Annotated in this window: 7 protein-coding genes; 5 read left to right on the plus strand and 2 right to left on the minus strand. The window is 70.9% G+C overall.

The window, feature by feature from the left end; genetic code table 11:
- The first annotated feature begins 262 nt into the window (after nucleotides 1–262).
- The 5 genes from OHN19_RS13115 (at nucleotide 263) to glgB (ending at nucleotide 10,181) form a co-directional block, all read left to right on the plus strand.
- The gene (locus OHN19_RS13115; protein WP_330264371.1) at nucleotides 263–1,465 is read left to right on the plus strand and encodes a S8 family peptidase; all 1,203 of its coding nucleotides are present in this window, start codon (nucleotides 263–265) and stop codon (nucleotides 1,463–1,465) included.
- A gap of 216 nt (nucleotides 1,466–1,681) precedes the next feature.
- A complete protein-coding gene (locus tag OHN19_RS13120) occupies nucleotides 1,682–3,814 on the plus strand; it encodes an alpha-1,4-glucan--maltose-1-phosphate maltosyltransferase (RefSeq protein ID WP_330264372.1) in 2,133 nt (710 codons plus the stop codon).
- On the plus strand, nucleotides 3,811–5,511 hold the full coding sequence (gene treS / locus OHN19_RS13125; protein WP_330264373.1) for a maltose alpha-D-glucosyltransferase: 1,701 nt from the start codon (nucleotides 3,811–3,813) through the stop codon (nucleotides 5,509–5,511). The genes OHN19_RS13120 and treS overlap by 4 nt, the downstream gene beginning before the upstream one ends.
- Nucleotides 5,512–5,608: 97 nt before the next feature.
- On the plus strand, nucleotides 5,609–6,997 hold the full coding sequence (locus OHN19_RS13130; RefSeq protein ID WP_330264374.1) for a maltokinase N-terminal cap-like domain-containing protein: 1,389 nt from the start codon (nucleotides 5,609–5,611) through the stop codon (nucleotides 6,995–6,997).
- 100 nt (nucleotides 6,998–7,097) lie between these two features.
- Complete coding sequence (gene glgB / locus OHN19_RS13135) at nucleotides 7,098–10,181, plus strand: 1,4-alpha-glucan branching enzyme (protein ID WP_330264375.1); 3,084 nt, start codon at nucleotides 7,098–7,100, stop codon at nucleotides 10,179–10,181.
- Between the two features lie 50 nt (nucleotides 10,182–10,231).
- Here the strand turns inward: glgB and OHN19_RS13140 are convergent, their stop codons facing one another.
- Nucleotides 10,232–11,629: a cytochrome gene (locus OHN19_RS13140; protein ID WP_330264376.1), complete on the minus strand. Its 1,398-nt coding sequence runs from the start codon at nucleotides 11,627–11,629 to the stop codon at nucleotides 10,232–10,234.
- 78 nt (nucleotides 11,630–11,707) lie between these two features.
- A complete protein-coding gene (locus OHN19_RS13145; RefSeq protein WP_330269595.1) occupies nucleotides 11,708–13,924 on the minus strand; it encodes a HelD family protein in 2,217 nt (738 codons plus the stop codon).
- Nucleotides 13,925–13,990: the final 66 nt, after the last annotated feature.

Raw genomic sequence — 13,990 nt, forward strand, 5'->3', positions numbered from 1 at the left:
GCGGTGTGGGTCCCGTCGTCAACCCCGACCGTATCCGTGCGGAGGGTCTCGTCACCACGGCGCCGTTCCGGATCGAACAGTCCGAAAATCGCCGCAACCTCCCCACCTCCCCTCATGGCGGATATGGCCGATTCCACCCCCTCAGGCGTCCTTGTGGTACTTCACACCGCACGAGAGGCTTCCCCTGGCGTACCGGTCGGCGCCGGGTGCACCCGGCGGACCGCGGCTGCCGTACGCCATGCTGAGGAGGGGAAGTCAGGCCATGGCACGGACGCGACATCGGCGTCTGCGCCGGCTGGGGGGATTGACCGCGGTGGGCTGTGCCGCCGCGCTTTCGGCCATCACCCTGCCCGCGCAGGCCGCACCACAGGGACGGATACTCGGCGCCGGAGAGCCCGGTTCCGTCACCGGAAGTTACCTGGTGACACTCAAGGGGGGTACAGAGGCTCCGTCGGCGGCCGGAAAGGGCCTCGCCGAGAAGTACGGGGCGAGAATCAGCCATACCTACGGCACGGTGCTCAACGGCTACGCGATCCGGGCCGACGAGAGACAGGCCCGGCGACTGGCCGCGGACCCCCGGGTCGCCTCGGTCGCCCAGGACACCCGGGTGACCCTGGAGGGGGTCCAGAAGAACCCGCCGTCCTGGGGCCTCGACCGTCTCGACCAGCGGGCCCGGCCCCTGGACAGGGCCTACGCCTGGCCCGCCTCCGGGGGCGCCGGGACGACGGTGTACGTGATCGACACCGGCATCCGGATCTCCCACAGGGACTTCGGGGGCAGGGCGAGCTACGGCTGGGACTTCGTGGGGGGCGACCGGTCCGCGGGGGACGGAAACGGACACGGCACCCATGTGGCGGCCACCGTCGCGGGTGCCGGGTACGGCGTGGCGAAGCGGGCCGCGGTGGTCGCCGTACGCGTCCTCGACAACGCGGGATCGGGCACGACCTCGCAGGTCATCGCCGGGATCGACTGGGTGACGAGGAACGCGCGGAAGCCGGCGGTCGCCAACCTCAGCCTGGGCGGCACCTACAACGCCCAGCTGGACGCGGCCGTCCGCAACTCCATCGCCTCCGGGGTGACCTACGCGGTCGCGGCGGGCAACGAAGGACTGCCCGCCGGGCTCTACTCACCGGCCGGCGTACCGCAGGCGATCACGGTCGGCGCGACCGACGCCAAGGACCGGCGGGCCGGCTTTTCGAACTACGGTTCCGCCGTGGACCTCTTCGCGCCCGGGGTGTCCATCACCTCCGCGGGCATCACGAGCGACACCGCCAGGACGACCTGGTCGGGTACGTCGATGGCGACCCCGCACGCGGCGGGCGCCGCCGCCCTGTACCTGTCCGACCATCCGAGGGCCACTCCGGCACAGGTCGGCAAAGCGCTGGTGAAGGCGGCCGCCACCGGGAAGGTGTCCGGCCGGGGAGCCGGTTCGCCGGACAAACTCCTTCAGGTGCCGGGTTCCTAGCGGAAGCGTCCGCAGACCGGTCCCGTTCGGCCAGAACGGGACCGGTCTTGTGTGCAGACATACGCGTGAGTAGTTAACAAAGTGCCGGATTGCCCACCCGAATAGGGTGGGAAGGCTCCACCGGTACACGGCTCAGGTAGGTTCACTGGGACGCCCCGCAGGACCCCCTCCCCACAGCCATCCGCCCACCCGAAGTTGACGCGGACAGGAGCGGTCATGCCCGCCACGCACCACCACTCGTCGGCACCCCCGACGTCCAGCACCGACGCACTCACCCCGCGCCCCGTCGACCCCGGCCCACCGCCCCCGGAGCGATCCTCCACGGCGGCGGACCGGACCACGGCCGTCGGGCGCATACCCGTCCTCGACGTCCGCCCGGTCGTCCAGCGCGGTCGCCGGCCCGCCAAGGCGGTCACCGGAGAGACCTTCGAGGTCTCGGCCACCGTGTTCCGCGAGGGCCATGACGCGGTCGCCGCCAATGTCGTACTGAAGGATCCGGAAGGCCGCATCGGACCGTGGACCCCGATGCGGGAGCTGGCCCCGGGCACCGACCGCTGGGGCGCCACCGTCACCGCGGGCGCTCCCGGTCTGTGGACCTTCACCGTGGAGGCCTGGGGCGACCCGATCAGCACCTGGCGGCACCACGCCCAGATCAAGATCCCGGCCGGCATGGACACCGAACTGGTCCTCGAGGAGGGCGCCCGGCTCCACGAACGGGCCGCGGCCGGGGTCCCCGACGACGGGCGCAACGGTGTGATCCTCGCGGCCGTCCAAGCCCTGCGGGACGACACCCGGCCGGCCGCCGCCCGCCTCGCCGCCGCCCTGACGCCCGAGGTGGACGCGGTGCTGGCCCGCCATCCGTTGCGGGAGTTGATCACGGCGTCGGAGTCGTTGCCGCTGCTGGTGGAGCGGGAGCGGGCGTTGTTCGGCTCGTGGTACGAGTTCTTCCCCCGGTCGGAGGGCACCCCCGAGACGCCGCACGGCACGTTCCGTACCGCGGCCCGCCGGCTGCCGGCGATCGCGGCGATGGGCTTCGACGTGGCCTACCTGCCGCCGATCCACCCGATCGGCACCACCTTCCGCAAGGGCCGCAACAACACCCTCTCCGCCGGCCCGGACGACGTGGGCGTGCCCTGGGCGATCGGCTCCCCGGAGGGCGGCCACGACGCGGTGCACCCGGACCTGGGCACGATCGAGGACTTCGACTGGTTCGTGCGGGAGGCCGCCGCGCACGGGCTGGAGATCGCGCTGGACTTCGCGCTGCAGTGTTCGCCGGACCATCCGTGGGTGCACAAGCATCCGGAGTGGTTCCACCACCGCCCCGACGGCACCATCGCGTATGCGGAGAATCCGCCGAAGAAGTACCAGGACATCTACCCGATCGCCTTCGACGCGGATCTGGACGGGCTGGTCGCGGAGACCGTGCGGGTGCTGCGGCACTGGATGGGGCACGGGGTGCGGATCTTCCGCGTGGACAACCCGCACACCAAGCCGGTGGTGTTCTGGGAGCGGGTGATCGGTGACATCAACGCCACCGACCCCGATGTGATCTTCCTGGCGGAGGCGTTCACCCGGCCGGCGATGATGCACACCCTGGCGCAGATCGGTTTCCAGCAGTCGTACACGTACTTCACCTGGCGCACCACCAAGCAGGAGCTGACCGAGTACCTGAGTGAGCTGGCGGGTGAGGCGGCTTCCTACATGCGGCCGAACTTCTTCGCCAACACCCCCGACATCCTGCACGCCTTCCTCCAGCACGGCGGCCGGCCGGCGTTCGCGCTGCGCGCGGTCCTGGCCGCGACCCTCTCGCCGACCTGGGGGATCTACTCCGGCTACGAGCTGGCCGAGAACACCGCGCTGCGCGAGGGCAGCGAGGAGTACCTGGACTCGGAGAAGTACCAGCTCAAGGCCCGCGACTGGGACAGCCCCGACAGCCTCGCCCCCCTGATCACCCAGCTCAACACCATCAGGCGGGACAATCCGGCCCTACGGCAGCTGCGCGACCTCCACTTCCACCACGCGGACAAGGACGAGGTGATCGCGTACTCCAAGCGGAGTGGCTCGAACACGGTTCTGGTGGTCGTGAACCTCGATCCGCACCACACCCAGGAGGCCACGGTCTCGTTGGACATGCCGCAACTCGGCCTGGAATGGCACGAGTCGGTGCCGGTGCGCGACGAGCTCACCGGTGAGACCTATCACTGGGGCAGGGCGAACTACGTGCGACTCCAGCCCGGCGGGGCACACGTCCTCGTGGTCGGCCGGGGGTCCGGGGGTCAGTCCCCGGGTGAGCACAGCACCGTCCTGCGACCGTCCACCCCGCAGATCGGAGGGTCACCCACAACATGATCGTCAACGAGCCCGTCCACGACACCTTCGAGGACACCCCCGCCAAGGACCGCGACCCCGACTGGTTCAAGCGAGCGGTCTTCTACGAGGTGCTGGTCCGCTCCTTCCAGGACAGCAACGGCGACGGTGTCGGCGACCTCAAGGGCCTGACCGCCAAACTGGACTACCTCCAGTGGCTGGGCGTCGACTGCCTGTGGTTGCCGCCGTTCTTCAAGTCGCCGCTCCGGGACGGCGGTTACGACGTCTCCGACTACACCGCCGTACTGCCGGAGTTCGGTGACCTCGCCGACTTCGTGGAGTTCGTCGACGCCGCCCACCAGCGCGGCATGCGCGTGATCATCGACTTCGTCATGAACCACACCAGCGACCAGCACCCGTGGTTCCAGGAGTCCCGCGCCAACCCCGACGGCCCCTACGGCGACTACTACGTCTGGGCGGACGACGACAAGCAGTACCAGGACGCGCGGATCATCTTCGTCGACACCGAGGCCTCCAACTGGACCTTCGACCCGGTCCGCAAGCAGTACTTCTGGCACCGCTTCTTCTCCCACCAGCCGGACCTCAACTACGAGAACCCGGCCGTGCAGGAGGAGATGATCTCCGCGCTGCGGTTCTGGCTGGACCTGGGCATCGACGGCTTCCGTCTCGACGCCGTGCCGTACCTGTACCAGCAGGAGGGCACCAACTGCGAAAACCTTCCGGCAACCCATGAGTTCCTCAAGCGGGTCCGCAAGGAGATCGACGCGTCCTACCCGGACACGGTGATCCTGGCGGAGGCGAACCAGTGGCCGGAGGACGTGGTCGACTACTTCGGCGACTACGAGTCCGGCGGCGACGAGTGCCACATGGCCTTCCACTTCCCGGTCATGCCCCGCATCTTCATGGCCGTGCGCCGCGAGTCCCGCTACCCGGTCTCCGAGATCCTCGCCAAGACCCCGGCCATCCCGCAGAACTGCCAGTGGGGCATCTTCCTGCGCAACCACGACGAGCTGACCCTCGAGATGGTCACCGACGAGGAACGCGACTACATGTGGGCCGAGTACGCCAAGGACCCGCGGATGCGCGCCAACATCGGCATCAGGCGGCGGCTCGCCCCGCTGCTCGACAACGACCGCAACCAGATCGAGCTGTTCACCGCTCTCCTGCTCTCCCTGCCCGGCTCGCCGATCCTCTACTACGGCGACGAGATCGGCATGGGCGACAACATCTGGCTCGGCGACCGGGACGCCGTCCGCACCCCCATGCAGTGGACACCGGACCGTAACGCGGGTTTTTCCTCCAGTGACCCCGGGCGTCTGTATCTGCCGACCATCATGGACCCGGTCTACGGGTACCAGGTCACCAACGTCGAGGCGTCGATGGCGTCGCCCTCCTCGTTGCTGCACTGGACGCGCCGGATGATCGAGATCCGCAAGCAGAACACGGCGTTCGGCCTCGGCTCCTACACCGAGCTGCCGTCCTCCAACCCGGCGGTACTGGCCTTCCTGCGGGAGTACGAGGACGACCTGGTCCTGTGCGTGCACAACTTCTCCCGGTTCGCGCAGCCCACGGAACTGGACCTGAGCACCTTCAACGGACGGCATCCGGTGGAGCTGTTCGGCGGGGTGCGGTTCCCGGCCATCGGTGAGCTGCCGTACTTGCTGACCCTGGGCGGGCACGGCTTCTACTGGTTCCGGCTGCGCAAGGACGCGGCCTAGCCCGACCGGGACCCGGGCGGGGCGGTTTCCACCGGCCCGCCCGGGGCACGCATCAGTAACACCCCGACCAGCCAGCCCGGGGAAAGGACGCCCCACCATGTCGGAAGCCGTCACCCGTACCGCCACGACAAGCCCCGGCCTCCTCGCCTCACTCGATCCCTTGCTGCGCGAGTGGCTGCCGCGGCAGCGCTGGTTCGCGGGCAAGGGACGCCCGGTCACCGGGTTCTCGCTGGTGGCGGCCACCGAACTGCTGCCACCCACGGCCAAGCTCGGCCTCTACCACCTGCTGGTCCGCGCCCACCAGCCGCTGACCGTGGGCGCCCCGCCGCACCCCGGGGACTGCTACCAGCTCCTCATAGGCGTGCGCGAGGCGCTGCCGCCCCGGCTGGCGCCCGCGCTGATCGGCCATGTCGAGGAGGGCCCGCTCACCGGCCGTACCGCGTACGACGCCCTCCACGACCCACTGCCCGCCGAACTGCTCCTGGAGGCGATCCGCACCGGGGCCCGGATCGGCGGGCTGCGTTTCGAGCGGGACCCGCACCAGGAGATCCGGGACGGCCTGGTGGCCCGGGTGATGACCGCCGAGCAGTCCAACTCGTCGATCGTCTACGGAGATACGTTCATCCTGAAGCTGCTGCGCCGGGTCGTGCCCGGCGTCAACCCCGACCTGGAGCTCCCGCTCGCGCTGGCCCGGGAAGGCTGCCCCCGGGTGCCCGCGCCGACGGGGTGGCTGCGGGCGGAGCTGGAGGACGAGCCGTACACCCTGGGCGTGCTCCAGCCCTTCGTGCAGGGCGCGTCGGACGGCTGGGAGCTGGCGCTCAGGGAACTGGCCAAGGGCGAGGACTTCAGCGCGGAGGCGCATGCCCTCGGGCGGGCCACCGCCGAGGTGCACACCGCGCTGGCCCGGGCCCTGCCGACCGTGACGCTCGGCCATCAGCAGCTCCAGCTGCTCGTCGACGGCATGATCGAGCGGCTGGAGGCGGCCGTGCAGGCGGTCCCGGCCCTGCGTCCCTACGCCCCCGGACTGCACTCGGCGTTCACCGCGCTGGGGGATCTGGCGGCCGAGGGCACCACCTGGACGGCGCAGCGCGTCCACGGCGACCTGCATCTCGGGCAGTGTCTGCGCTCGGCCTCCGGGCACTGGTCGCTGATCGACTTCGAGGGCGAGCCGTCCAAGCCGCTCTCGGAACGCCGGATGCCGCAGCCGACGGCCCGTGACATCGCGGGGATGCTGCGTTCCTTCGACTACGCGGCCCACTCGACCGACCTGCCGGTGGCGGGCTGGGCCGAGGCCTGCCGGGCGGCATACTGCTCGGGATACGCCGAGGTCAGTGGCGTGGATCCACGGACCGATCCGGTGCTGCTGCGGGCGTTCGAGACCGACAAGGCGATCTACGAGGTCGTCTACGAGGCGCGGCACCGGCCGGACTGGCTCCAGGTGCCGATGGCCGCGGTGGCGCGGTACGCGACGTCCGACCTGATCTGACCGACCTTTCCTGGCCGAGGAGGCTCCTCCTGTGACTCCGCCCACCCCCAGCGGTTCGGAACCGAAGAAGACTGCGAAGAAGAAGGCCGCGGAGAAGCCAGTGACGAAGACACCGCCCACGGGGAAGACACCGCTTGCGGGGAAGTCGGATGCAGGGAAGTCCGGCGCCGAGAAGTCCCGCGCTGAAGGGACGGGTGTCGTGAAGGCGGCGGCGGAGAAGGCGGTCGCCGAAACGGCGGGCGCGGTGAAGGCCGTCGCGAAGAAGGTCGGCGTGGAGAAGACCACGGGCCGGGGGACCGCCGCAAAGAAGGCCGCTGCGGAGAAGACCGTCGCGAAGAAGGCCGCTGCTGGGGGGTCCGCCGCCAAGAAGGCGGTCGCGAAGAAGGCGGTCGCGAACAAGGCCGGTGCGGAGAAGGCCGTCGCCGACAAGGCCGTTGCCAAGAAGGCAGTCGCCAAGAAGGCGGGTACGGAGAAGGCCGTCACCAAGAAGGCGCTGGCCAAGGAGGCGCCCGTGGAGAGCCCTGCCGTGAAGAAGGCCGCCGCGAAGAAGACGACGGCCAAGAAGGCCACGGCGGAGAAGACCGCGGCCAAGAAGGTGACCGCCCGGAAGACAGCGGTGCAGAGGACGGTCGGCGGGAAGAGCACGTCGGAGCCGGCCACCACCGCGGAACCCACCACACCGGCCCCCGCCAAGAAGCCCGCGACGCGGAAGTCTGCCGGCGCGGAACCCCCGGCGCAGCCGGCCGCTGCCACACCGGCTCCCGCCGAGCCCGTGACAACCACCACCGCCCGCGCCAAGAGGCCCACAGCACGGAAGTCGGCCGGTGCGAAACCCCCGGCTCAGCCGGCCGCTGCCGCACCGGCCCACGCCGCACCGGTCACGACCACCCCCGCCCCCGCCAAGAAACCCGCCACGCGGAAGACGGCCGGCGCAAAGCCCCCCGCCCAGCCCGTCGCCGCCGCGCCGGCGACCACCACCCCCGCCCCGCCGCCGGAGGCATCCGTGCTGGACGCCGGGGATCGTGAGCGGTTGCTTTCCGGTGCCCATCACGATCCGCACTCCGTGCTGGGGGCGCATCCAGTCGTCGGTGGGGTGGCGTTTCGGGTGTTTCGGCCGTACGCGCTGGGCGTGAGCGTCGTGGCCGGGGACGTGCGGGCCGAGCTGCACGACGACGGTGACGGGTTCTTCTCCGGGGCGCTGCCGCTGACGGAGGTTCCGGACTACCGGCTGCTCGTGACGTACGAGGGGGCGGTCCAGGAGACCGAGGACGCCTACGCCTTCCTGCCCGCGCTCGGCGATCTCGACCTGCATCTGATCGGCGAGGGCCGGCACGAGCAGCTGTGGACGGCGCTCGGCGCGCAGCCGATGACCCACCAGGGCGTCGACGGCACCCGCTTCACGGTGTGGGCCCCGAACGCGCGAGGCGTGCGCGTGGCCGGCACCTTCAACTTCTGGGACCCGTCGGCGTTCGCGATGCGTTCGCTCGGCGCCACCGGCGTCTGGGAACTGTTCGTGCCCGGCGTCGGCGAGGGCGAGCTGTACAAGTTCGAGATCACCCGCCCCGACGGTTCGAAGACGCTGCGCGCGGACCCGCTGGCCCGCCGCACCGAGGTCCCGCCCAACACCTCCTCGATCATCCACGCCTCGCACCACGAGTGGGGCGACGAGGAGTGGCTGGCCCAGCGTGCCGAGGGCGCCCCGGCGCACCAGGCCCCCTTCTCCGTCTACGAGATCCATCTCCCCTCCTGGCGACCCGGACTGACGTACCGTCAGCTCGCCGAGCAGCTGCCCGCGTACGTCAAGGACCTCGGCTTCACCCACGTCGAGCTGATGCCCGTCGCCGAGCACCCCTTCGGCGGCTCCTGGGGCTACCAGGTCACCGGCTTCTACGCCCCCACCGCGCGCCTGGGCACCCCCGACGACTTCAAGTACCTGATCGACGCCCTCCACCAGGCCGGGATCGGCGTACTGATGGACTGGGTGCCCGCGCACTTCCCGCGCGACGACTGGGCGCTGGCCGAGTTCGACGGCCGCACCCTGTACGAGCACGAGGACCCGCTGCGGGCCGCGCACCCCGACTGGGGCACGCTGGAGTTCGACTACGGCCGCCGGGAGGTCCGCAACTTCCTGGTGGCGAACGCCATTTACTGGTGCGAGGAGTTCCACATCGACGGCCTCAGGGTCGACGCGGTCGCCTCGATGCTCTACCTCGACTACTCGCGTGAGCCGGGCCAGTGGGTGCCGAACGTGCACGGCGGCCGGGAGAACCTGGACGCGGTGGACTTCCTCCAGGAGATGAACGCGACGGTCTACCGGCGGGTGCCGGGTGTCGTGACGATCGCGGAGGAGTCGACGGCCTGGGACGGCGTGACGCGCGCGACGCACCACATGGGCCCCGGCGGCTTCGGGGGGCTCGGCTTCGGCCTGAAGTGGAACATGGGCTGGATGCACGACTCGCTGGGGTACATGGCCCATGAGCCGGTGCACCGCAAGTACCACCACCACGAGATGACGTTCTCGATGGTGTACGCGTACAGCGAGAACTACGTGCTGCCGATCTCGCACGACGAAGTGGTGCACGGCAAGCGCTCGTTGGTCTCGAAGATGCCCGGCGACTGGTGGCAGCAGCGCGCCAACCTGCGTGCCTACCTGGCCTTCATGTGGGCCCACCCCGGCAAGCAACTCCTGTTCATGGGCCAGGAGTTCGCCCAGGGCGCGGAGTGGTCGGAGGCGCACGGCCCGGACTGGTGGCTGCTCGACCCGGCGTACGGGGCGGAGGCCGACCACCGGGGCGTCCGCGACCTGGTCCGCGACCTGAACATCGTGTACCGGCACACCCCGGCCCTGTGGCAGCGCGACACCGACCCTTCGGGCTTCCAGTGGATCGTGGGCGACGCGTCCGAGGACAACGTCTTCGCCTTCCTGCGCTACGACGCGGAGGGCAACCCCCTCCTCGCGGTCTCCAACCTCGCCCCGGTGGTCCGCCCCGGCTACCGCCTCGGCGTGCCGGACGACATCCCGGCCTGGACCGAATCCCTCAACACCGACACCGGGAAGTACGGGGGCGGCGACATCACCAACCCGGACGTCCTGAAGCCCGATCCCCAGGGCTGGCACGGCCGCCCGGCCAGCCTCCAGCTCACCTTGCCGCCCCTGGCGACGGTGTGGCTGCGACCGGCGTAGGAGTCAGCGTTCGGCGGCCGGCGCGCAGGTCGGCGGTCGGCCGTCAGCGCTCAGCGGCCGCCGAACATGAACTTCCGCAGCGCGGCCAGCAGTCCCCTGGTCTGGCTGTCGCCGCCGCCCGCGTGGGCCGGCACCGGCATCGGTGCCGGCTCCGCGCGGTGGGTGACGCCCGTGCCGAGCTCGTAGCGGACCGGCAGCAGTCGCAGCCCCCGCACCACCGGCCCCGACCGCCAGGGCAACTGGTCCGGGGGCAGGGTGAGTTCCGCGCGGGTGAAGTGGTCGAGGAACCGGCCCACCGCGGTCGAGACGATCATGCCGCCCAACTCCCGTGCGGCGCTGGGGCACTGGTGCGGACCGGCACCCCACCCCAGATGCGCCCGGGTGGACACCGTGGCCCCCACCAGGTGGGAGGAGCTGAGCGCCAGCAGTTCCTGGTGCGCGGCCGCCGCCGACGGGGACACCGCGTCGCCCGCCCGCACCCACACCTTGCCCAGCCGTACGTCCCGCGCCGCGAACCGGAAGCACATGTTGGCCACGGGAGGGTTGGCCAGCGCCGCGCGGTTGACCGTTTCGCCGAGCTGCCCGGCCGACAGGCTGCGCCGGACCGTGGCGTTCCCGCGCAGCACCTCCAGCAGCGTGTTGAGGACCATGTTCCCGGTGATGTCGTTCAGGTACACGGCGTTCATGAACAGCTCCCGCCCGAGCTGTTCGTCGCTCAGTCCGGGATCCGCGAGCAGCAGGTACGAGGTGAGGTCGTCCCCCGGCCGGGCCCGCCGGTGCGCGGCGAGCCGGGTGAACGCCCCGAGCGCGCGGGCCGTCGCGGGACCGGAGTCCGCTCCCCCGTCGAGCATCCGCCACAGGTCCATGACCAGCTCGTCGCCCAACTCCACGGGACAGCCGAACAGCTTGGTCGTCACCATCAGCAGCAACGGCCGGGTGTACTGCGCCCCGAGGTCCGCGAACCCCTTGGACCCGGACTCCGCGGCCAGCATCCCGACCAGTTCGTCGGCGTAGCGGGCGACCGCGGCCCGTACCTCCCACCCCTCCGGGCTGCGCGCGTCCTGGAAGGGGCTGAGCGCCGAGTGATGTGTGCGCCGGGCCGCCAGATGCTCCTCGTCGTCCATGAACATCATCTGCCGTACCTCGTAACCGGCCAGCAGCGGCCAGTCCCGCGGCAGCCGGCCTTCCGCCCGTGCCCGCCAGTACCGGATGTCCCTGCGCCACAGGTTCTCGTTCCGCAGCACCTCGGTGACCTCGGTGTAGCCGAGCACCAGCCACACCGGCACTCCCAGCAGCCCGACCGGCGCGACCGGCCCGTAGGTCGTGCGCAGCCGCTCGTACACCGCGCCCGGGTCGACGTCGAACTCGGCGGTGAGCAGCGGTTCGACGGGGAGCGACCCGAGGGTGGGACCGTCGGCCGGCGGGGTCGCGTGGGCATGGGCTTCCATGTGCACACGCTTACCGCACCGACCGTGCACGAGCAGTGACTCGGACGTGAACTGTTACTTGTTGGTGATGACTGATCCTCAGTCCGTGACCAGTGCCTTCGGCAGCCGGCCCGTGTGCAGGACGCCCAGCCGCTGGGTCGCGCGGGTCAGTGCCACGTAGAGGTCGCTCGTGCCGTACAGCGCCGGCTCGACCACGAGCACCGAGTCGAATTCGAGCCCCTTGGACTGGCGGGGGTCGAGGAGGACGACGGTCCGGGTCAGGTCCGGTTCGGCGCCCGCGGTCACCCCGTCGAGGCGGGCGGCGAGCCTGCGGTGCAGATGGCGCGGGGCGATGACCGCGAGCCGCCCCTCGGCCGGGGTCAGCTCCTTCACGGCCTCGGCGACCGCGCCGGGCAGGTCGTCGGTGGCGCGCACCCAGGGCCGTACACCGGTGGAACGGACCGAACTCGGGGGTTCGAAGTCCGGGTTCTCCGCGCGTACGACGGCCGCCGCGAGGTCCATGATCTCGGCGGGGGTGCGGTAGTTGACGCCGAGGCGGGTGTGCTCCCAGCGGTCCTCGACGTACGGCTGAAGGATCTGCTGCCACGATCCCACGCCGGCCGCCTCCGCGGTCTGCGCCGGGTCGCCGACCAGCGTCATCGAACGGGTCGGGCTGCGCCGCATCAGCAGCCGCCAGGCCATCGGCGACAGCTCCTGCGCCTCGTCGACGATGATGTGCCCGAACGCCCAGGTGCGGTCGGCCGCCGCGCGTTCGGCGGCGCTGCGGTGGTCGTCCTCCTCCTGCCGTTCGGCGAACCGCTCGGCGTCGATGATGTCGTGGGCCGACAGCACCTCGGAGTCCTCGTCGTCGATGTCCTCGAACTCGTAGGTCCGCGAGGCGTACGACACGTCGAGCACGCCCTGCGCGTAGGCGATCTGGGTCTCGCGCTCGCGCTCGGCCAGCGCCCGCGCCACCCGCTCGTCCACACCGAGGAGTTCGGCCGCCTCGTCCAGCAAAGGTACGTCCGCCACGGTCCAGCCCCGGGTCACCGGGCGGCGGATCGCGGCCGCGTCCTCGTCGGGGAGGTGGCCGACCGGGTCGGCGAGGAAGTCGGCGACCAGCCGCTGCGGGGTCAGCCGCGGCCACAACTGGTCGATGGCGGCCCAGACTTCGGGGTTCTCGGCGATCTCGTCGCGGATCTGGGTGATGTCGGCCGGGTCGAGGAGGCTGCTGCCGTCGTAGGGGTCGGTGCCGACGCGCTCGGCGTACAGCTCGGTGAGCGTGTTGAGGATGTGGCCCTCGAAGTGCTCCCGCGCCACGTTGTGCGGCAGCCGGGCGGCCCGGGTCTTCTCACGGGCGACCTTGACCAGGCCGTCGTCGAGCATCAGGACCTCGCGGTCGTGCTCGATCGCGATCACCGGGTCGGGCAGCGCCTGCCAGTCGCGTACGACGTCGGCGAGGACGTCCGCCATGGCGGCACGGCCCTTCACCGCGGCCGCCGCGCGGCTGTCGGTGGCGGTGGCCTTCACGCCGGGGAAGAGCTCGCCGACCGTGGCGAGGAGCACCCCGGTCTCGCCCAGGGAGGGCAGCACCTCGCCGATGTAACCGAGGAAGGCAGGGTTGGGGCCGACGATCAGCACGGCCCGCTTGGCGAGCAACTCCCGGTGTTCGTAGAGGAGATAGGCGGCCCGGTGCAGGGCGACGGCCGTCTTGCCGGTGCCGGGCCCGCCCTCGACCACGAGCACCCCGCGGTGGGGTGCGCGGATGATCTCGTCCTGCTCGGCCTGGATGGTCTGCACGATGTCGTGCATCCGGCCGGTGCGGGCGGCGTCGAGCGCGGCGAGCAGCACCGCGTCACCGGTGGGGTCCTCGTGCCCGGTCCTGGTTTCGTCCCCCAGGTCGAGGATCTCGTCGTGCAGGTCGGTGACGCGGCGGCCGTCGGTGCCGATGTGCCGGCGGCGGCGCAGGCCCATCGGGGTGTGGCCGGTGGCCAGGTAGAAGGGGCGGGCGACCTCGGCCCGCCAGTCGATGAGGATCGGGGTGCGCTCGGCGTCGTCGGTGCGCAGGCCGATCCGGCCGATGTGGTGGGTGACGCCCGAGGTGAGGTCGATCCGGCCGAAGCAGAGGGAGCCGTCGACCGCGTTCAGGGCGGCCAGCAGGCCGGAGCGCTCGGCGACCAGGATGTCCCGCTCCAGGCGGGCCTGCATCGGGGTGTTGCCCTGGGCGAGCGCGTCGGTGACCGACGCCTCGGTGTCGCCGCGCAGGGCGTCCACGTGCGCGTACAGGTGGTCGATGAATTCCTGCTCACCGCGAATTTCAGCACTGTTTGACAATTCCACTCCCGCGCAGATATACTGTGCTCACTAAGCCTCTTTGCGACT

It is taken from the genome of Streptomyces griseorubiginosus (assembly GCF_036345115.1).
GTDB classification, from domain to species: Bacteria; Actinomycetota; Actinomycetes; order Streptomycetales; family Streptomycetaceae; genus Streptomyces; species Streptomyces griseorubiginosus_C.

Bases quoted from the DNA above. Each gene is read 5' to 3' on its own strand.
- OHN19_RS13120 (WP_330264372.1), top strand. From the start codon at position 1,682: ATGCCCGCCACGCACCACCACTCGTCGGCACCCCCGACGTCCAGCACC.
- treS (WP_330264373.1), top strand. From the start codon at position 3,811: ATGATCGTCAACGAGCCCGTCCACGACACCTTCGAGGACACCCCCGCC.
- OHN19_RS13140 (WP_330264376.1), bottom strand. From the start codon at position 11,629: ATGGAAGCCCATGCCCACGCGACCCCGCCGGCCGACGGTCCCACCCTC.
- OHN19_RS13130 (WP_330264374.1), top strand. From the start codon at position 5,609: ATGTCGGAAGCCGTCACCCGTACCGCCACGACAAGCCCCGGCCTCCTC.
- OHN19_RS13115 (WP_330264371.1), top strand. From the start codon at position 263: ATGGCACGGACGCGACATCGGCGTCTGCGCCGGCTGGGGGGATTGACC.